Source organism: Adlercreutzia murintestinalis, assembly GCF_943192905.1.
Taxonomy (GTDB): domain Bacteria; phylum Actinomycetota; class Coriobacteriia; order Coriobacteriales; family Eggerthellaceae; genus Adlercreutzia_A; species Adlercreutzia_A murintestinalis.
Genome location: NZ_CALPCC010000023.1, coordinates 1 through 18868, shown reverse-complemented (window position 1 = coordinate 18868; position 18868 = coordinate 1). Strand labels below are relative to the sequence as shown.

The window sequence follows — 18868 nt, the reverse complement described above, 5'->3', positions numbered from 1 at the left end:
CGTTCGTTGCTGAAAATCATACCATTGCCAGCTTGTGGGGGTGGCCGGTCGAAGGCGGCGGTAGAATCGGGAACATGCGAGATGCGGAGAAGATGGAGCGCTCACGGCACCGCACTCAGCACAGCATCGCACGCAAGGAGGCAACATGATCAACCAGGAGATGTTCGACCTGGGCGCAGAGCCCAACAAGATACGCGAACTGTTCGCCTTCGGGCTTGAGCGTAAAGCGGCCATCGGTGCGGAGAACGTGTTCGACTACAGCATCGGCAATCCGAGCGTGCCAGCACCCGACTGCGTGACGCAGGCGTTCCGCGACCTGTTGCAGATGGACCCGGTGGTGCTGCACGAATATACGCCGAGCCCGGGCGACCCGCAGGTGCGTGCTGCCATCGCCGACTACTTGACGCGTACGTTCGGGCTGGCCGCTACGCCGGGCAACGTATACGTGACCTCCGGTGCGTCGTCGGCTATCGCCATCACGCTGTCGGCGGTCTGCGAACCGGGTGATGAGGTCATCGTCATCAGCCCGTACTTTCCTGAGTATCGCACCTGGACTCACACTGCTGGCTGCACGTTGGTGGAAGTGCCTGCGCAGGTGCCCAACTTCCAGCCCGACGTGGCGGCCATCGAAGCGGCCATCACCGAGCGTACGAGCGCCATCATCGTGAACAGCCCGAACAATCCGGTGGGCGCGGTGTACTCGCGTGAGAGCCTGACCGCGCTCTGCGACATGCTGGCACGCAAGGAAGCTGAGCTGGGCCGCCGCATCTTCCTGGTGGCCGACGAGCCGTACCGTGAGATCACCTATGGCGCCGAAGTGCCGTATCTGCCCAGCTTGTACGTGGACACCATCGTGTGCTACTCGTTCAGCAAATCGCTCAGCCTGCCCGGCGAGCGCATCGGCTACATTTACGTGAGCGACCGCATGCTCGACGCGGGTGCCATCTTCACGGCGGTGTGCGGCGCGGGTCGTGCGCTCGGCTACATCTGCGCGCCGGTCATGCTGCAGCGCGCCGTAGCGAAGTGCCTGGGCACGCCGAGCGACGTGGAGGCCTACGCCGCGAACCGCGAGATCCTCACCCGCGGCCTGACCGAGCTGGGCTACGAGTTCGTGGAGCCCGAAGGCGCCTTCTACCTGTGGGTGCGCGCGCTCGAGTCCGATGCCGTGGCGTTCAGCGAACGCGCGAAGGACTTCGAGCTGCTGCTCGTGCCCTCGGATAGCTTCGGCGCTACCGGCTGGGTGCGTCTGTCGTACTGTATCGCGCGCGACACCATCGAGCGCAGCATGCCCGCGTTCAAGGCCCTGAAAGAAAGCTATCGGTAGCGCCCTTGTGCGCGTTTGCATGACAAGCCGGAAACGCGGGGTTGACGTCAGGTTTCAGAATGCGCGCGGTGCCGTTCGCGCTGCGAGCGAATGCCATAATCGAATCATCTCAGAGTGCTACCACGAGAAGGAGGCCCATCATGGTTGATTCGATGGAAGAGTTCGAGAGAACAGCAGCGGGCAAAGCTCAGGCAGCTCAGGCAGACCTTGATCGCATTGAGCAGGAAGTCATGGCTGAGGCTGAGGCATCGGTAGAGGACTTCGATGCCATGGGCAACGAACAAGCGGCAGCCGAAGCGGCAGAGACCGTTTTCGAGTTCGACCAAGCGCAGAAATAGCGCGAAGCGAAGGTCGGCAAGAAGGGTTCTTGAGGGCGCGAGCGATCGCGCCCTTTTGCTTGCCGATGTGCGCGATGGAGACGATGGGGAATCGGTTCGGCCCTCTTCGCTGGTTCGGCCCTCTTCATCTATGGAAATATCGTATATTGATACCGAATTCATCGTTGGCGTGGCTTCGTCTTGCTGATGCAGGAGATCGGTCTTGCTCTTATGGCGAAGCACGCACGTGCTGCATCGAAGGAGAAGGCTATGGAGTGCTCAGTACCTGACATGAATCTGGATGACACGTTCGAGGATCTGCTGAACGCGTTTGAGTCTCAAAACTATTGGGTCAGGTTCTTCATGCGTCCCTGTTGTCCGCCTCCGGGCGAGTCGGCGGCGCGCAGTCTCATAGAGCATCTGTGCTCCGACATAGATGCGCGGCCCGATCTGTCACCCGAGCAAAAGCAAACCCTCAAGGGCATCGCCCATGAACGACTGGCGTGGTACGGAGGTCTTTCGGTACGCCGCGCGTCATAGCTTCTCTCCTGCGATCTGTTGCCTGTTGCGCGCTCACTCGCTGCGCCGGGCCTCGACCGGATCCCGGCGGCGTGCGTTGCCCTCGTCTATTCGCTGCGCAGGGCTTCGACCGGATCTCGGCGGCTCGCGCTGCGCGCAGGGATCAGGCCCGCGATGAACGACAGCACCACGCTGATCAAGATCAGCACCAGCCCGGCCACCCATGGCAGGCTCGCCACGTTCGGCACATCGAAGAGCGCATAGACGATGGCGCTCGCCGGAATGCAGCACAGCGCCGTGATGCCCACGCCCAAGATGCCCGAGGTGAGCCCTTCGATGATGGTCTCCGCATTGAATATTTGCGAGATGTTGCCTTTGCTGGCGCCGATGGCACGCAGGATGCCGATCTCCTTCTTGCGCTCCAGCACGCTGATGTAGGTGATGATGCCGATCATGATGGAACTGACGATCAGGCTGATGGACACGAACGCGATGAGCACGTAGCTGATCATGTCGATGATGGTGGTGACCGAGCTCATCAGCGTGCCCACCAAGTCGGTGTAGGTGATCTCCTTGTCATCTTGTCCCTCGTCGACCATGCGCTCGTTGTACGCATCGAGCATATCGATGATGCCCTGTTTGGCCTCGAAATCCTTCGCGTAGATATCGATGGAATACGGCTTGGCCAGATCGGCGTAATCCAGCTTCGCGAGGTTGCCGTCGTATGACGCCTGCTCGAAGTTCATCATGGACATGATCAGCTCGGTCAGCTCGTCTTCGGTCATATCGAAGCGGAACGCATCTTTGAACGCGTCGGCATCCACGCTCATGGCGCTCGACATGTTGGCCGCCATGCTGCCCATCGCCTTGGTGACCGCCTGCGTGACCGCGGAGCGCACTTCAGCAGAAAGTGCGCTGACCACGTTGGTCATGTACTCGGTCATGTAGTCGTTGAGATACTTCTGCATGGCAGCCTGCTGCGCCACTTGCTGTTGCTGCATGGCGCTCATATCGATCAGCCCGTCCTTCATGGCCTGATCGAGCATCTGCTTGGCCGCGTCGCTCATCAGGTATGCTTCCACGTTCGCGCGCGTCCACTCGGTGGGCACCGGGTGCGCTTGCATGAAGCCCTCCATCAGCTTGCCGACCATCTGCGATGCCACCTGCTGGTTCACCTGCATGCCCGCATCGCCGCTCGCACCTGATTGACCTTCGCCGCCAGGTGCTTGGGCATCCATCTTGCTGAAGTCGATCTCGGGCTGCGGCAGGCTGGATGAGTTGAAGTTGATGTTCAGCGAACTGAGGTCGAGCTGCAGCTTGCTCGTGTCGAACGTGAAGGCCGATTGCAGCGCCCCGGTATCAACGGTGAATAGCGAGCCCATATCGAACTCGGGGCCTTCGTCCTCCTGCTCAGCGAACGAGCGGCCATTGAACACGTCGATGGACGGCTCGGCCAGCTGCTCCTGTACGATCTGGGTGGCCCCCGCCTCTTCGATGAGATGCTGGGTCAGCTTGGTGGTGTAGCCGATGCCGCCGGTTCCCAGCGCCAGCGCCTTCGCGTCCTCCTTCACCTTCAAGATGCCCGAAATGCGCAGGTCGGGCGCCCCGTCCACGAGCGTCTTCATGAACGCCTCGTCTTCCGATTTGTCCACCCACACATCGTGTTGGTCGTCATGCTGGTACATCAGCGCCGAGCACACCACCTTCATGCGCACGTCCATGATGTCCTCGTAGCTGATATCCATCACGTCCTCGGGCACCACCACCTCGTCGCCATCCACGAACTGGCGCACCATCGTCTCGATCTCGTCGTGGTCGCGCAGCCCCAGCCCGTACAGCACCACGTCAGGCACCGTGCCGTGCGAGCCCACCACGAAGAGCACCTCGTTGTATTCTTCGGGCAGGTGTCCTGCCACCAGCTCGTATTGCTCTTCGTAGAGGGCCGGGTCATCCGGGATGCACGCGAAGATATCGGTTGACATGGTCATGAGGGCCGCGTTGCCCGATGCAGTGCCGCCCAACCCCATCGCGGTGAACGTGGTATCGGGGTTGATCTGGCGCACGCCATCGCTCGTGTTCGCATCGAACACCTGCGGCACCACGTTGTATTCGTACTGCACCGATTTCGCGTAGCGGTCAATCTCAGTCGCGTTATCGTCCAGGTACGCCTTCAACGATGCCAGGTCGTTGTTCTCTACGCTGGCGAACATGCTGGTGACCATCTTCGTCTCGCGCAGATCGGTGCCGTCCTGCGCGTCCGTTGCTTCTGTCTGAGTCGCCGCATCACCGTCGTCGTCACTCTCGCCACCCATGCCCATGCTGTTCGCCATCAGCGTGGTCATGTCGAAGCCCGTGCTGTCTATCTGCAACGGGTATACCGAAAGCGTCTCTTCTTCCACGTTGGCGATGTAGTTGTTCACGCCGTTGGCAAGCGACAGGATGGCCGCGATGCCGATGATGCCGATGCTACCGGCGAAGGCCGTCATGATGGTGCGGCCCTTCTTGGTCATCAGGTTGTTGAAGGAAAGCGAGAGCGCCGTCAGAAAGCTCATGGATGCGCGGCGAACCTTCTTGTTGCTGGTGCGCGCGAGCTCGTCAGGGGTGGGCGCGTAGGGGTCGGTGTCGGCCAAAATGTGCCCGTCGGCCAGGTTCACGATGCGCGTGGCGTATTCGTCGGCCAGCTCTGGGTTGTGCGTGACCATGATGACCAGGCGATCCTTCGCGATCTCGGTCAGCAGGTCCATGATCTGCACGCTGGTCTTGCTGTCCAGCGCGCCGGTAGGCTCGTCGGCCAGCAGGATCTCCGGGTCGTTGATGAGCGCCCGCGCGATGGCCACGCGCTGCATCTGGCCGCCCGAGAGCTGGCTCGGCTTCTTGTTGATGTGGTCACCCAGTCCCACGCGCTTCAGCTCAGCCACAGCACGCTCGCGCCGCTCTTCGCGCCCTACGCCTGAAAGCGTCAGCGCCAGCTCCACGTTCGCCAGCACCGTTTGGTGCGGGATCAGGTTATAGCTTTGGAAGACGAAGCCGATGCGGTTGTTGCGATAGGTGTCCCAGTCGCGGTCCTTGTACCCCTTGGTGGATACGCCGTCGATGAGCAGGTCGCCTGAATCGTAGTGGTCAAGGCCGCCGATGATGTTCAACAGCGTGGTCTTGCCGGAACCGCTCGGCCCCAGAATGGCGGCGAACTCGTTGTCGCGAAAACTGATGGAGACGCCATCGAGTGCGACCTGAGTGAAATCGCCTGTGGTGTAGGATTTCCTAATATCGTTGAGCTGTAGCATAAGAGCCTCTCGTCACGTGCTGAAAAGCGGACTTAAGGCTCTTATGGTACTCGTAAATTGTCAGTTGCTCCAGCAACGACAGTTTACAATCTGTGTGCTTAGGTGGTTGCGCGCGTGTTTATTCAGCAGCTAGTGGGCTGGGCACGTGGTAGGCGCGGCCTGCGTACTCCTGGTTGAGCTCAAACAGCGAGCGGGAATCGCCGCCGAACAGTTCCATCTTGGTGATCATGTCGCGCGCGGTGTCTTCCTCTTCCATCTGTTCGTCGATAAACCACTTCAAGAATTGCATGGCGCGGTAGTCCTTCACCTCATCAGCTGCCGCATAGATGGCGTTGATCAGGCCGGTCACGTATTGTTCATGCTCAAGCGCTGCCTTCAAGGGCCCCACGAAATCGGTGAAGGTCTTGTCCGGCTGATCGATGGCTTTCAGCTTCGGCATCTCGTCGTTTTCCAGCAGGTACTTGCGGAAGATCAGCGCATGATCGCGCTCTTCCTGCGCCTGGATCATGTAAAAGTTGGCATAGCCGTCAAGACCGGCGTCTGCGTAATAATCTGCGAACGACAGATACAGATACGCAGAGTAGAGTTCCTTGTTGATCTGGTCGTTGATCAACTCGTATACCTTGGGATCCATGGAGTTCCTTTCGATTCGCCATGTGCTTGTATATTGTCCATACTAGAATACCATCAGGAGGAAGCCATGGGATGCGATCTGGACAACATTATGAAAACAGAGGGGCTGCTTGCGGAAGGGCTGCTGGAGATGGAAGGGCTGCTCGGGCCCGACCATGCTGCGCTGCTGATGGTGTCGGGCGGCAGCGATTCGACGGCGCTCACCTACTTGGCAGCCCGTGCGCGCAATGAGGAGTTGCTGGGTCCGGTTGCTCTGCTGCACGTGAATCACCAGCTTCGCGGGGTCGATGCTGCGTCAGATGCGGAATTCGTGGAAGGTCTGGCGCGCCTCTTGGACATTCCATGTTTCGTGTGCGAGGTTGATGTGGCGGGCGAGGCGGCTCGCAGTGGGAGCAATGTGGAAGCGGTGGCGCGCCGCGAACGTTATTTGGCAGCGAACGAGGCGCTCGCGTCCCTGTGTCAGCACGAATGCGTGCCGCTCGCAGAAGGCCGCATCGTGACCGCCCATACTGCCGATGACCGCATCGAGAACTTCTACATGCGCTCCATCGTGGGCACGGGGCCCGGCGGCTTTCGCAGCATGAAGCGCAAAAACGGGCCGGTGGTGCGCCCGCTGCTCAACTGCACGCGTGAGCAGCTGCGAGCCTATCTGCGCGCGCGCAAGGGCGAAGGGCTGCCGGTGATGGAGGATGCCACCGGTGCGCTCTGGCGCGAAGACGCCACGAACGCGCACACCGACCGCTTCCGCGCCTATGTGCGCCACAAGATGGTGCCGGTGGCAGTGAAGTGGAACGCGCAGATGCCAGAGGTGCTCACGCGCACGATGGACCTGATCGCCGATGAGGACGACATGCTGGAAGAGATGGCGGTCGAACTCGTGCAGCAGAGGGTGATTCCCGCAGGCGCAGATGCGCACGTTGCTGAGGATGGCGCCCCATGGGATGAGGTCGCCCTCTCTCAGGGATTCAAGCTGCTGCCTGAGTTCGGAGGCGCGCCTGCGCCATTGCAGCGGCGCGCGGTGCATCGGTTGCTCAAGGGAATGCTCGGGCAAGACGCCCGCATCGATGCCGCATCGGTCGAGGCGGTGCTCGCTGCCTTCGCGGAAGGGGTGCCCCGAAGCGGCTACACCGCGAACATCCAAGGCGACCTCGCGGTCAGTTCCAACAAGCGTGGCGTGCTGGTAGAGCCCATGGCAGAATATCGGCGGCGGCGGAAAGGGTGCTGAGCGAGAAGCGCGGAGCATCCCAACGCGTAACGCGTTCGCGGCGGCCTCGGAGCGTATGCAACTGGCGGGCGGCTGATACAATCTTTGGCATGAATGAGAAAAGGGCCATAACGCGGCGCGAGGCGCTGGGCATGTTGGGCGCAGCGGCGCTGGGCGGCGTGGCGCTTGGCACCATGACGGGCTGCGGCGATCTGTTCGGCGAGGGTGAGCAGGCGTATGTGAGCCCCTATGATTGGGCCTGTCTGGTGCCCGATGGCGAGCGCTTGGCGTATGTCGAAAACGGCGTCGTGCTCTCGCAATGGGGGATCGACGTGTCCGAGCATCAACGCGCGATCGACTGGACCGCTGTCGCGACCGTGGCACCGCAGTTCGCGTTCGTGCGCATTGGGAATCGGGGTGCTACTGTTGGTGCGCTCGACACCGACGAGTGTTTCTTCTCCAACTGCATGGGTGCGGCGGGCGCGCGCATTCCGGTGTCGGGATATTTTTTCTCGCAGGCCCTCAATCAAGATGAGGCGGTGGAAGAGGCGCGCTATGCCCTCGATCGCGTACAGCAGGTGCGCTCGCGCGGCTGCACGATCCAGGCGATCGCCTACGACCACGAAGCGGTGAACATCGAAGGCGCACGAGCGAACGACCTGTCAGGTGCGCAGCTTTCGCAGAATGTAGTGGCATTTTGCGAAGAGATCGCTGCGGCGGGGTATCGGGCTATGATCTACGGAAACCAGCGCGATCTGTTGAAACTGGATGAGAACGTGCGCGATGCGTATCCGCTCTGGCTCGCCGAATACGGTGTGGACCACCCGAGCGCGCCGTTCGACTTCGCTCTGTGGCAGTACACCAACGCAGGCACGATCCCGGGCATTCCCACCTCGGTTGATTTGAATATATGGTTGCCGTCCGTAGACGAGTTGACCACACGCTCGTAGAAGTGGAGCGAAGCCCCACGACCGTGCCGGGGCGTTGCGTTCGGGCACGCCGGCTACGCTGCGTGCTCGCGCCGCTTGCGCAGAACGACAGCCGCGGCTGCGGTTATCGTTCCTGCCGAACCGAGCAGCGCCAGCGCAAGGGCGAAGGTGCTCGTATTGTCCGATAGTGGTGGCATGCTCACGCCTGAAGCCACCTGCGGTGCGCGCGTCTGGGTTGCTGCTGGCGCGCTGGCGCCGGGCTGCCTGAGCGGCAGCGGCCTCTTCACGGGGCGCATCGGCTGGCTTGGGTTCGTAGTGGAGCCAGAACCGCTGGAGCTTCCCGGCTGATTGGGCGTGCTCGCGGCCACGACCTCGTAGCGATTGCCAAGCGCATTGGGCGCTTCGAGCGTGTGTTCTTGGTATCCCGGCGCCACATAGGCGGCCACGTCGGTGGGATAGGTGCCGCCTTCGAGCAAGATGCGCCCTTCGGTGCCGTCAGCCCCCGGTTCCGTGATGAACGGCACGGGCGTTGTGGTGATCATGCCATCGGCATTACGGGTGTACACATCACCGGTGCCCGTGATGGTCACCGTGTCGCCCGTAGCGGAGATGCCGCTGTTCGGTGTGAAGGCGATGTCGCATCCGTTGAGATCGATGGTGGTGTCGATGTCCGCTTGCGCTGCCAGCATGCCCGTTTCGGCAGAGTCGGCAACCAGGGTGATGGTGTCGCCGTCTGCGGCGCCCGCCATGGCGTAGGCGAGCGAGGCATACGGCGTGCCGCCGGTCGATGAGCGCTGCGCCACCCACGCAGGCCCGTTGCCTTGCACCGTGAACAGGCTTGCATCGTTGTTGTAGGCGTAGCGATCGGCGAGCGAGCCGCTCATGGATGAGAGAGGCGTCGTTGATACGTTGTTTACCACGTGCGCGCCTTCCGGCACCGCAGCGGGCAGCGACGATGCGCCTTGGTCTTGCAGGTTGCCCACGATGCCGCCAATGAACTGCTTTCCGTCAAGCGATGCGGCACGGTTCTCGTTTCCGGTCACGGTGCCCGCGCTGTACAAGGTGCCCGCGATACCGCCGACGCCCACGCCGGTCATGGCGCTCACCGTGCCCGTGTTGAGGTTGTCGGCGATGTCGATCGGCGCGCTCAGCGCATAGGCGGGTGCCGCGCCGTCGTAACGCACCCAGCCCACGATGCCGCCGGTGCCGTAGGGACTGGCGTCTGATTCGTTCTTCACGGCAGCGCTATTCGTGCAATGGATGATGCACCCGCGGTTCTTCATCTCTCCCGCAATGCCGCCCGTAGCATATCCTGACCCGATCACAGCGCCTTCGTTGGTGCATCCCGACACGAACGCACAGCACAGCCCCGCGATGCCACCGGCGTCATTGAGTCCGCGCACGGTACCGCGATTGACGCAGTCGGTGATGGTCATCAGGCTTCCTTCGGGAGAATAATACGCCGCACCCACGATGCCACCGCAGTTGCCCGTACCACCGGTTGCGGTGACGGAAGCGGCGTTCACGCATGAGGTGATGGTGCCTTCGGCGGTCATGCGCCCCACGATGCCACCGCACCCGCAGAGCGCCTGCACCGAACCGGAAACCTGCACGCCCGATACGGTACCGCCGCTGCCGAGCAGCCCCACCGCGCCGCCCGCAAGTTCAGAGGTTGGTGCATTCAGATTCACGTCGGTCAGTAGGAGGTTTTGCACGGTACCACCCATCACGGCACCAAACAGGCCGAGCGTGCGATTAGTGTTGATCGACGAACTGCCTGCCGTGGTGATGGTAAGTCCGATTATGGTGTGGTTGTTTCCATTAAAGGTGCCCGCGAAGGGGGTGCTCGTGCCGGTCACGCCGCTTCCTGAGCGCGTGGAGAAACCGATGGGAATCCACTCGGTGCCACTGATGTTCAGATCGGCGGTCAGGGCAATTTGCTCGCCTGCGTAGTTGGTTCCCGCATTCACGGAGTCGCGGAACGCAAGAAGCTCGTCGGTGTTCGAGATGCGGTATGGGTCGCTACTGGTGCCGCTGCCGCTCGCGAAGATGGTGTCAGCCTCGGCCTGAATGCAGGCAGAGGGAGCCGCCACCATACAGGCGCACGCTATTGCAAGGGTAATGGCGTAAACGGCCCTAACGAGCCGCGTCCTGTGCGGCGATATGCGGACCAGATTCATCGTATGCCTCCCGTTTCCAGCTTGAACCTCGTGCGGTGCTCGTGTGCGCAGAATGGCAGAATGGCGCTCACCCGCTCACCGCTTCTCAAGCGTAGGATTTTCCATGCGCGGCGGTGGGTGGAAGAGCCGTTCGCTTCGCGACCATTGCCGAGCCGTAACGTCGCAGTCAACCAAGGGCGTTGTTGCAGGGAGCGTGGAGGAAAGAAGAAAGAGAGGGGGGGGGGCGCTGCCTGCCGCAGCGATGCATGCGCGAAGCGCCGCTCGATGTTGAGGTGCGGCTTTGAGGTGAGTCGCGCTCGTGGCACCTTCGCGCTTTTCGAGATTATCTGGCATGATGGGCACAAGGGAAGGAGGCGCCATGGCAAAGGATGCGTATCGCGTGCGCCGCAACGAAGCGCTCTGGCCATGCGGGGAGATGACCCGCGAGGCGTTCGTGGCGCGCGTGTGGGAAGAGGGCGTCGAGCACGGACGCGATCTGCCTTGGCGTGGCATCGACGATGCATATGCGGTGCTCGTGTCGGAAGTGATGCTCCAACAGACGCAGGTGGCGCGCGTAGAGCGTTACTGGACGCGCTTCTTGGAGGAATTCCCCACGGTGCACGCGCTGGCGGAGGGCAGCACGGCGCAGGTGCTCGCGCTCTGGCAGGGGCTGGGGTATAACCGCCGAGCGCTCGCCTTGAAGCGCGCCGCCGAACAGGTGGCGGCTACGGGCGCCCATGAGCTGCCGCGCAGCTTCGACGAGCTGGTGGCGCTGCCAGGCGTGGGCCCGGCAACCGCAGCGGGCGTGCTGGCGTTCGCCTATCAGCAGCCAGCGGTCTATGTGGAGACGAACGTGCGCGCGGTGTTCATCCATGAGCTCTTTCCCAATGCGAACAAGGTGCCCGATGCTGACCTGGTCCCGTACATGGCCGACGCGGCCGACACGCCTGATCCGCGCGGGTGGAACTACGCGCTGCTCGATTATGGTGCGGCCCTCAAGCGCAGCGGCGTGAACCCCACGCGCGCGAGCACCACGTACGCGCGGCAGTCCGCCTTCGAGGGATCGCGTCGGCAGAAGCGCGCCGAGCTGGTGCGCATCGTGCTGGATGCATCTGCGGGCATTGCGCGCGCAGCGGCGAAGGAGCTGCTGGATGCCGCCGAGGCGGCGCGCGGCCGCGGCCCGGTGGAGGATGACCTGTTCGATTCCATCGTGAGAGACCTGGCGCGCGAAGGATTCCTGTGCGTTGAAGGCGATGTTCTGGCTGTGGAGCGGTGAGGACAGCCGCATCCGCTAGAATGCCGCAAGAGGATACGCCCCAGGCGAGAGGTAGAGGCTATGGACGAGAAGCTCAACGTGATACTGGCAAGCGGCAGCCCGCGACGGCGCGACCTGCTGCAGGAGGCGGGCGTGGCGTTCACTGTGCGCACGCCGCACGCGAAGGTGGACGAGGCGCTGACGCCTGATGAGCTCTCGCAGCCCGAGGAAGCCGCCAAGAAGCTGGCCGAACGCAAGGCGGGCGCGGTCATGCAGGAGCTGCTTGCCGAAAAGCCCACCGGCATGTTCGCGGTCATCGGCGCCGACACCATGGTGGTGAAAGGCGATGCGGTGCTGGGCAAGCCGCGCAACCTAGACGACGCGAAGGCCATGCTGCGCTACCTCTCCGGCGGCCCGCATCAGGTGATCACGGCGGTGTCGGTGTGGCTTTTGGCCGCGCCCGATGTTGAGAACGTCTCCATGGGCTATCGCACCTTCACCGATGCGAGCACGGTGGTGTTCCGCGATCTGACCGACGACGAGATCGCCGAGTATCTCAAACAGGGCGAGAGCTTCGACAAGGCCGGTGCCTACGCCATCCAGGGCGAAGGCCGCGCGCTGGTGGAGCGCTACGAGGGCGCCTATGACACCATCGTGGGGCTTCCCGTCGAGCGCCTTCTGCGCGAGTTTCCCGATCTCAAGGGGCAGTAGGTCAAAAGGCGCGTCCGACGTGCGCGCGCGAACGTCGCAGCATGGTCGCGTTCGGCCCGCTCATGCCCCGCTCGCTTCTTGATGCGGAGTTTGCACGTGTTCGTCATCCGTGCGTTAAAAAACCTGCCGTGCGAAATGGTAAACTTGGTCTTTACTATGAATGCGAAGGGAACGGCAGTGCACAACGATATTTCGCGACAGCTCTACAGCCAAGACCAGATCGCCGAGCGCGTGGCCGAACTCGGGGCTGCCATCACGGCCGATTATGCGTCGCTGGTAGCGCGCGGGGATCAGATCGTCATGGTGGGCGTGTTGCGTGGGGCGGCCATGTTCATGTCCGACCTTGCGCGCGCTGTGCAGTTGCCGGTGGAAATGGACTACATGTGCGTTTCCAGCTATGGCGACGGCGCCACCTCAAGCGGCACGGTGCGCATCCAGAAAGACCTGGGCTGCCAGATAGAAGGGCGCCACGTCATCATCGTGGAAGACGTGGTGGACACCGGTCTGACGCTCAACTATCTGCGCAAGAACCTACTCTCGCGCGAGCCCGCCAGCATCCAGATAGCCGCTCTCGTGCGCAAGCAGCATGAAGGGCAAGCGCCGCTCGAGGTGCGCTATCTGGGGTTCGAGGCGCCTGACGAGTTCATCGTGGGCTACGGGCTCGACTACGCGGAGCGCTATCGCAACCTTCCCTACATCGGCATTCTGAAACCCGAGATATACACATGATGCGGAAAGAAGAACAGGAAAACGCAGAGCATGCCAGACGATCAGAATAAACCGCAGAAACCGGGTGTCCCGAAAGGCGGCAAGCCCGATCCAAGCCAGCAGCGCACTACCATCATCTTGGTGGTCGTGCTGCTCATGGTGGCCGTGTTTGTGGGCGCCCAGTTCATGAACATGGGCGCAGGGCAGACCACCGACACGCTCGAGACCGGCGAATTCGTGCAGGCGCTCGAGCAGGATCGCGTGACGTCGGTCACTTACGCTGCCAGCGATTACACGGTCAACGGCAAGTACTATCCGGCGGCAACCGCCGGTGCGGGAATCGCCGAGGCGTTCAATCAGGCCTTTGACGCCATGAACGCGCTGATGGCCGAGCAGCGCGATGCGGAAGGCGCGAAGCTGGGCGGCATCAGCACCACCGACCTGGAAACCAAACCGCTCGGCACCGAGCGCAACTATTCCAGCGTATACGTAGGCGCCGATTCGCTGGGCTCCATTCTGGCGGAGCACCCGCAGGTGCAGTATCAGATCACGCTGCCAAGCGGTTGGCTTTCGGTGTTGACCACACTGCTGCCCATCCTGTTGATCGGCGCGCTGCTGTTCTTCTTCTTCAGCCAGATGCAGAAGGCGAACAACTCGCAGATGAGCTTCGGCAAGAACAAGGCGAAGAAGACCACCGAGGAACGCCCGGACGTGAAGTTCAGCGACGTGGCAGGCGTGGACGAGGCGGTGGAAGAGATGCAGGAGGTCAAGGACTTCCTGGCGAACCCCGAGAAGTACCAGAGCATCGGCGCGAAGATCCCGCGCGGTTGCTTGCTGGTGGGGCCTCCGGGCACGGGTAAAACGTTGCTGGCGCGCGCGGTGGCTGGCGAGGCGGGCGTGCCGTTCTTCAGCATATCGGGCTCTGACTTCGTGGAGATGTTCGTGGGCGTGGGCGCCAGCCGCGTGCGCGACCTGTTCAAGGACGCGAAGGAATCGGCGCCATCCATCATCTTCATCGACGAGATCGACGCGGTGGGTCGCCAGCGCGGCACAGGTCTGGGCGGCGGCCACGACGAGCGTGAGCAGACGCTGAACCAGCTGCTGGTGGAGATGGACGGTTTCGACGCCACTGAGAGCGTGGTACTGATCGCGGCCACCAACCGCGCCGACGTGCTGGACCCGGCGCTGCTGCGCCCCGGGCGCTTCGACCGTCAGATCGTGGTGGATACCCCTGACGTGCGGGGGCGTCAGCGCATTCTTGAGGTGCACAGCAAAGATAAGCCCATTGGTAGCGATGTGAATCTTGAGGCCATCGCGAAGATCACACCGGGCTTCACGGGCGCCGACCTGGCGAACCTCATGAACGAATCGGCGCTGTTGACCGCGCGCAAGAACAAGAAGATCATCACCATGCGCGAGGTGAACGAGTCGCTCGAGCGCGTGATCGCGGGGCCGGAGCGCAAGGGCCGCGTGATGAATGCCGATACGAAGCGCATCATCAGCTATCACGAGAGCGGGCATGCGCTGGTGGGGCATCTGCTCGATCACGGCGATCCGGTGCACAAGATTTCCATCATCAGCCGTGGCCGCGCGCTGGGCTACACGCTGTCCATCCCCGACGAGGACAAGGTGCTCAACAGCCTGTCCGAGATGAAGGACGAGCTGGCGGTGTTCTTGGGTGGCCGCGTGGCCGAAGAGATCTTCTGCGACGACATCACCACCGGCGCCAGCAACGACCTTGAGCGCGCCAGCAAGATGGCGCGCGCCATCGTCACCCAGTACGGCATGAGCCCGCTGGGCACGCAGGTGTTCGGCCAGCCCAACCACGAGGTGTTCCTGGGCCGCGATTACGGCAATACGCAGGACTACTCCGACGAAACGGCGCGGCGCATCGACGACGAGGTGTCCAAGATCATGCGCGAGGCGCACGATCGGGCCTATGCGGTGCTGACCGAGCATGCCGATCAGATGCATCTGATGGCCAGCGTGCTGCTGCAGCGCGAAACGGTGGAAGGCGAGGCCTGCCAGGCGCTGCTCGATAACAAGTGGGACGAGTACCTGGCGCACGAGCACGAGATACAAGCGCGCCATGACGCTGAGGAAGCGGCTGCGCGCGCGAAGGATGCCGAAGAGCATCCGGAACTGGCGGGCACGGATACAGCAGGGCGGTTGCCGGTGCGGCAGCATCCCAACGATCCGCATGCCGATGGCATGGCGAACGTGGAGCTTCCGCCCATCGCGGGGCCACAGGAGCAGGCGCAGTCTCAGAGCGCTAGCGAGCAGCTGGCCGACCCGAACTGGCGCAACGAGCGCGTGGAGCCGGGCGATCAGGACGCGAACGGCCCGTACCGGCCGCCAGCAACGGGCGCCGATCTGTCCGATATGCCCACTCAGCAGCAAGTGGATGCCGAGATACGCCGCGAGGACCTGATGGATTCCACGCCTGCGGCGCCCGACCCGCATCCTGATCCATATGCTGATCCGTACGGCACGAAGACGAATGATTCGTCGAAGGACGACCAGTGATCTGGCATTGCGGCACATACGAATTTGACACCAGTACGCCCATCATGATGGGCGTACTGAATATCACGCCTGATTCCTTTAGTGACGGCGGCGATTTCGTCGGCGCGGATGCGGCGCTGGCTCATGCGCATCAGATGATCGCCGAGGGCGCCGCCATTATCGACGTGGGTGGCGAGTCCACGCGCCCAGGTGCTCTTGAGGTGGAGCCTGCGGAGGAATGGGCGCGCATCGGGGATGTGGTGGCGCGCTTGGCCGCTGAAGGCATCTGCGTGTCGGTCGATACGCGCCATGCCGAGGTGGCTCGTCGTGCGGTGGAGGCGGGGGCGTCCATCATCAACGATGTGTCGGGCTTTCGCGATGCGGCCATGGTGGAGGTGGCGCGCGCGTGCGACGCAGGACTGGTGGTCATGCACATGCAGGGCACACCCGACACTATGCAGGATGCCCCCCACTACGTTGACGTGGTGGATGAAGTGCGCACCTGGCTGCGCGAGCGCACCGAGGCGCTCATGGCTGCGGGCATCGCGCATGAGCGCATCTGCGTGGACCCGGGCCCGGGTTTCGGCAAAACGCCTCAGCAGACCATCGAGCTCATGCGCAACATCCACGAGTTCGTGCGGCTGGGTTTCCCGGTCATGGCGGCGGTCTCCCGCAAGAGCTTCCTCGCGCACGCATACAAGATCGACGACCCTGACCCGAAGGCGCGCGATGCCGTCTCGGCGGTGGAGGCGCTGATGGCGTGCGAGTTGGGCGCGTCGGTCGTGCGCACGCATAACGTGCGCGAAACGGCCACCATGCTGGCGCAGCTGCGGCCCTTCGTCATCCTGTCGCTGGGATCGAACGTGGCGTTGGTGGCCGAGCCGGGCGAAGAGCAGGAAGCGAAGATGGCGCAGATCAATCATGCGGTCGGCCAGCTCTGCCAGTTGCCCGATTCGCAGATCATCGATATGGCGTCGTTCTACGAGAGTGAACCGGCGTATATGACCGACCAGGACGTCTTCGTGAACACGGCGCTGCTGCTGCGCAGTGGCATTCCGCCCCGCGAGCTGTTGGACTACCTGCATCGCATCGAGGATTCGCTCGGGCGCGTGCGCGAGCGTGAGAACGGCCCGCGTACGCTCGATATCGATATCGTAGACTATCAGATGTACGCTTTCGCCGCCGACGACCTCCAGCTGCCGCACCCGCGCGCCACCGAGCGCGATTTCGTGGTGAAGCCGGTGTGCGAGATGCTGCCAGGGCACGTGCTGGCCGATGGCACGCCGCTGGCATCGGTGCCGGAAGATGAGCGGGTGGGCCGCGCATGGAAGATCGGCTGACATTCCATCTGAGCGAGCATGACGAGGTCGGCTCTACCAATACGCTGATCAAGCAAGCCATCGAACAGGGCGCGCCCGAAGGCACGGCGGTCTGCGCGCGCGTGCAGACGGGCGGGTACGGGCGGCAGGGCCGCGCGTGGAAGAGCCCGCAGGGCGGCTTGTATCTGTCGGTGCTGCTGCGCCCTGATGTGGCTGTTGCGCAGCTGCCCACGCTGAGCTTGGTGGTGGGGCTGGCGGTGCGACGTGCGCTCGTAGCGGTCTGCGGTGGCGATGCGGACCGTGGTGATCCGCAAGGGAGCAGCGTGCATCTTCCTGCCAGCGATGAGATCGCTGCGAGCGATGTGCCCACTGCGAGCGTCCCCGACATCCGCGTGAAATGGCCCAACGATGTTGTATGCTCCGCTTGTCCGAGCGGAACAAGCGGAGATGCCGACGCTGCGGGCTTCCGCAGCACCTCACCTTCGCGCTCCAGAAATGCCTCACGTACCGAAGTACGCTTCGGCATCTCTTCACGCGAATCTGAGGCACTGCAAAAACCCTCGCTGACTCCCTTGGGCCAACCTGCTTTATTCCAGAAGCTTTGCGGCATCTCCTTGGAGCAACATGCGGGCGCCCTTTGCGTGGGTATCGGCGTGAACGTGGTGCGCCCAGCGGCAGCGCCAGAGGTGGGGGGCAAGAACACCGCTGCCTATCTTCAAGACCTCTGCGCGCAGGGCCCAGGGCAGACGCTGCCCGATATCGCGCGCGTGCGCGCGGCTATTCTGGATGAGCTTGCCGTGCTCTATCCACGCTGGACGCGCGATGCGTTCTCGGCCTTCGTTGACGAATACAACGCCCACGCGGCGCTCACGGGCATGACCGTGAGCGTTCAGCGTGCGGATGGCACCACTATCGCGCGCGGCGTTGCTGGTAACGTTGACAATAATGGTCATCTTTTAGTAGACTCATACAATGGAAAAATCCAAATTGCAACAGGAGAAATCCACGTCGTCCTTGGCCCGTAGCCGTGCACGGTCGTGCGCGCTCGTCGGTCTCAGCACGGCGCTCATTGCGGTATGCTCCTGGTTCACTATTCCCATCGGGCCGGTGCCCTTCACGTTGCAGATGTTCGCCATACCGTTCATCATCTGCGTGCTGCGCCCCGGTGAGGCCATTGCTGCGGTGGCGGCGTATTTGGCGCTCGGCGCGGTGGGCGTGCCCGTGTTCAGCGGCATGCGCGGTGGTATCGGCGTGCTCATGGGCCCAACGGGCGGCTTTCTCATCGGGTATCTGTTGGGCGTCATCTTGGCGGTATTGGTCCTGCATGTCCTGCATACGTACGCCGATACGGACGACCCGAACGGCACCCGCTTTCCCGACCCGGCCGAGCGCGCTCGCATGACCGCCTGGCAGCGCTTCCGCGCCAATTTGATGCCGTGTGGTCTGGAAGTGGTGGCGGGTCTGATCTTCAGCGCGGTCGCCTACATCGTGGGGTGGGCGCAGTACATGATGGTAACGGGCACCAGCCCGGAGGTTGCCTTCATGGCAGCAGCAGCCCCCTTCATCGTGCCTGATGTGGTCAAGGTTGTGGCGGCGGTGCTGTGCGCGCAACCGGTGAAGATGTTCTCGAAGCGCCGCTGAGTTGCTGATCGGCTTGAGGGATTTGCGCGACGGACCTACCATCGCCGGGCACCCTTTCGCATCCGTGCGATTCTTCGATCGCGCGCCTTTCTGCAAGACCTAGTTGCGTGTACTTTTGCATAGCGCCTCCTTCTCTTCGCTGTGATCTACCATTGGGCGAGATAGACAATAGCGTGAAGGAGGCATAGCGTCTCTATCAGGGAAAGCTTTCAAACTTAACGCGATCCGTCGCGGTTACTCTGAAAGAAATGGGTTGGGGATCGCACTTAGTACGAGAAGTATCCGGCCGCGCTCTCGCAAAATCAAATATGGAGATTGTGTCGGAGGGGTTGCAGGTGGCAACGCGATGGTGATTGAATA

The 18868-nt window shown here is 62.6% G+C and carries 15 protein-coding genes; 12 read left to right on the top strand and 3 right to left on the bottom strand.

All coding sequences use genetic code 11. The annotated features are described in order from the left end of the window. The first annotated feature begins 145 nt into the window (after nt 1–145). The 3 genes from NFR19_RS07840 (at nt 146) to NFR19_RS07830 (ending at nt 2181) form a co-directional block, all read left to right on the top strand. Nucleotides 146–1324, top strand: a complete 1179-nt coding sequence (locus NFR19_RS07840) for a pyridoxal phosphate-dependent aminotransferase (RefSeq protein WP_251213240.1) — start codon at nt 146–148, stop codon at nt 1322–1324. A gap of 140 nt (nt 1325–1464) precedes the next feature. Continuing rightward, the gene (locus tag NFR19_RS07835; protein WP_251213239.1) at nt 1465–1662 is read left to right on the top strand and encodes a hypothetical protein; all 198 of its coding nucleotides are present in this window, start codon (nt 1465–1467) and stop codon (nt 1660–1662) included. Between the two features lie 249 nt (nt 1663–1911). Next, on the top strand, nt 1912–2181 hold the full coding sequence (locus NFR19_RS07830; protein ID WP_251213238.1) for a hypothetical protein: 270 nt from the start codon (nt 1912–1914) through the stop codon (nt 2179–2181). A gap of 86 nt (nt 2182–2267) precedes the next feature. On the opposite strand, the gene NFR19_RS07825 is transcribed toward NFR19_RS07830, so the two are convergent. Together NFR19_RS07825 and NFR19_RS07820 are read right to left on the bottom strand one after the other, a co-directional pair. Beyond that, entirely contained in the window at nt 2268–5444 is a 3177-nt protein-coding gene (locus NFR19_RS07825) for an ABC transporter ATP-binding protein/permease (protein WP_251213237.1), read from the bottom strand. Between the two features lie 118 nt (nt 5445–5562). Then, nucleotides 5563–6078 (bottom strand): ferritin, encoded by a 516-nt coding sequence (locus NFR19_RS07820; RefSeq protein WP_251213236.1) that lies wholly within the window; start codon nt 6076–6078, stop codon nt 5563–5565. Between the two features lie 66 nt (nt 6079–6144). Here NFR19_RS07820 and tilS point away from each other — a divergent pair, with 66 nt between their 5' ends. Together tilS and NFR19_RS07810 are read left to right on the top strand one after the other, a co-directional pair. Then, nucleotides 6145–7302 carry a tRNA lysidine(34) synthetase TilS gene (gene tilS / locus NFR19_RS07815; RefSeq protein ID WP_251213235.1) on the top strand — a complete coding sequence of 386 codons (1158 nt, stop codon included), beginning with the start codon at nt 6145–6147 and terminating at the stop codon, nt 7300–7302. 89 nt (nt 7303–7391) lie between these two features. Further along, nucleotides 7392–8231 (top strand): GH25 family lysozyme, encoded by an 840-nt coding sequence (locus NFR19_RS07810; protein ID WP_251213234.1) that lies wholly within the window; start codon nt 7392–7394, stop codon nt 8229–8231. A 53-nt stretch (nt 8232–8284) separates the two neighbouring features. Here NFR19_RS07810 and NFR19_RS07805 read toward each other — a convergent pair whose 3' ends face one another. Then, a complete protein-coding gene (locus tag NFR19_RS07805; protein WP_251213233.1) occupies nt 8285–10306 on the bottom strand; it encodes an autotransporter outer membrane beta-barrel domain-containing protein in 2022 nt (673 codons plus the stop codon). Nucleotides 10307–10748: 442 nt separating this feature from the next. On the opposite strand from NFR19_RS07805, the gene NFR19_RS07800 reads away from it, so the two are divergent. From NFR19_RS07800 to NFR19_RS07770, 7 genes are all read left to right on the top strand, one after another. Then, the gene (locus NFR19_RS07800) at nt 10749–11645 is read left to right on the top strand and encodes an HhH-GPD family protein (protein ID WP_251213232.1); all 897 of its coding nucleotides are present in this window, start codon (nt 10749–10751) and stop codon (nt 11643–11645) included. 60 nt (nt 11646–11705) lie between these two features. Further along, nucleotides 11706–12335: a Maf family protein gene (locus NFR19_RS07795; RefSeq protein WP_251213231.1), complete on the top strand. Its 630-nt coding sequence runs from the start codon at nt 11706–11708 to the stop codon at nt 12333–12335. Between the two features lie 177 nt (nt 12336–12512). Then, nucleotides 12513–13064 (top strand): hypoxanthine phosphoribosyltransferase, encoded by a 552-nt coding sequence (hpt, locus tag NFR19_RS07790; RefSeq protein ID WP_251213230.1) that lies wholly within the window; start codon nt 12513–12515, stop codon nt 13062–13064. Nucleotides 13065–13199: 135 nt separating this feature from the next. Next, a complete protein-coding gene (gene ftsH / locus NFR19_RS07785) occupies nt 13200–15569 on the top strand; it encodes an ATP-dependent zinc metalloprotease FtsH (RefSeq protein WP_251213251.1) in 2370 nt (789 codons plus the stop codon). Continuing rightward, the gene (folP, locus tag NFR19_RS07780) at nt 15566–16888 is read left to right on the top strand and encodes a dihydropteroate synthase (RefSeq protein WP_251213229.1); all 1323 of its coding nucleotides are present in this window, start codon (nt 15566–15568) and stop codon (nt 16886–16888) included. The genes ftsH and folP overlap by 4 nt, the downstream gene beginning before the upstream one ends. Further along, nucleotides 16873–17892 (top strand): biotin--[acetyl-CoA-carboxylase] ligase, encoded by a 1020-nt coding sequence (locus NFR19_RS07775; protein ID WP_251213228.1) that lies wholly within the window; start codon nt 16873–16875, stop codon nt 17890–17892. Before folP ends, NFR19_RS07775 begins: the two co-directional genes overlap by 16 nt. Next, on the top strand, nt 17855–18508 hold the full coding sequence (locus tag NFR19_RS07770; RefSeq protein WP_251213227.1) for a biotin transporter BioY: 654 nt from the start codon (nt 17855–17857) through the stop codon (nt 18506–18508). Before NFR19_RS07775 ends, NFR19_RS07770 begins: the two co-directional genes overlap by 38 nt. Nucleotides 18509–18868: the final 360 nt, after the last annotated feature.

What these genes read in the sequence shown, in the direction of transcription:
- NFR19_RS07840 (WP_251213240.1), top strand. Translation starts at nt 146, where the DNA reads ATGATCAACCAGGAGATGTTCGACCTGGGCGCAGAGCCCAACAAGATA.
- NFR19_RS07835 (WP_251213239.1), top strand. Translation starts at nt 1,465, where the DNA reads ATGGTTGATTCGATGGAAGAGTTCGAGAGAACAGCAGCGGGCAAAGCT.
- NFR19_RS07830 (WP_251213238.1), top strand. Translation starts at nt 1,912, where the DNA reads ATGGAGTGCTCAGTACCTGACATGAATCTGGATGACACGTTCGAGGAT.
- NFR19_RS07825 (WP_251213237.1), bottom strand. Translation starts at nt 5,444, where the DNA reads ATGCTACAGCTCAACGATATTAGGAAATCCTACACCACAGGCGATTTC.
- NFR19_RS07820 (WP_251213236.1), bottom strand. Translation starts at nt 6,078, where the DNA reads ATGGATCCCAAGGTATACGAGTTGATCAACGACCAGATCAACAAGGAA.
- tilS (WP_251213235.1), top strand. Translation starts at nt 6,145, where the DNA reads ATGGGATGCGATCTGGACAACATTATGAAAACAGAGGGGCTGCTTGCG.
- NFR19_RS07810 (WP_251213234.1), top strand. Translation starts at nt 7,392, where the DNA reads ATGAATGAGAAAAGGGCCATAACGCGGCGCGAGGCGCTGGGCATGTTG.
- NFR19_RS07805 (WP_251213233.1), bottom strand. Translation starts at nt 10,306, where the DNA reads ATGGTGGCGGCTCCCTCTGCCTGCATTCAGGCCGAGGCTGACACCATC.
- NFR19_RS07800 (WP_251213232.1), top strand. Translation starts at nt 10,749, where the DNA reads ATGGCAAAGGATGCGTATCGCGTGCGCCGCAACGAAGCGCTCTGGCCA.
- NFR19_RS07795 (WP_251213231.1), top strand. Translation starts at nt 11,706, where the DNA reads ATGGACGAGAAGCTCAACGTGATACTGGCAAGCGGCAGCCCGCGACGG.
- ftsH (WP_251213251.1), top strand. Translation starts at nt 13,200, where the DNA reads ATGGTGGCCGTGTTTGTGGGCGCCCAGTTCATGAACATGGGCGCAGGG.
- NFR19_RS07775 (WP_251213228.1), top strand. Translation starts at nt 16,873, where the DNA reads ATGGAAGATCGGCTGACATTCCATCTGAGCGAGCATGACGAGGTCGGC.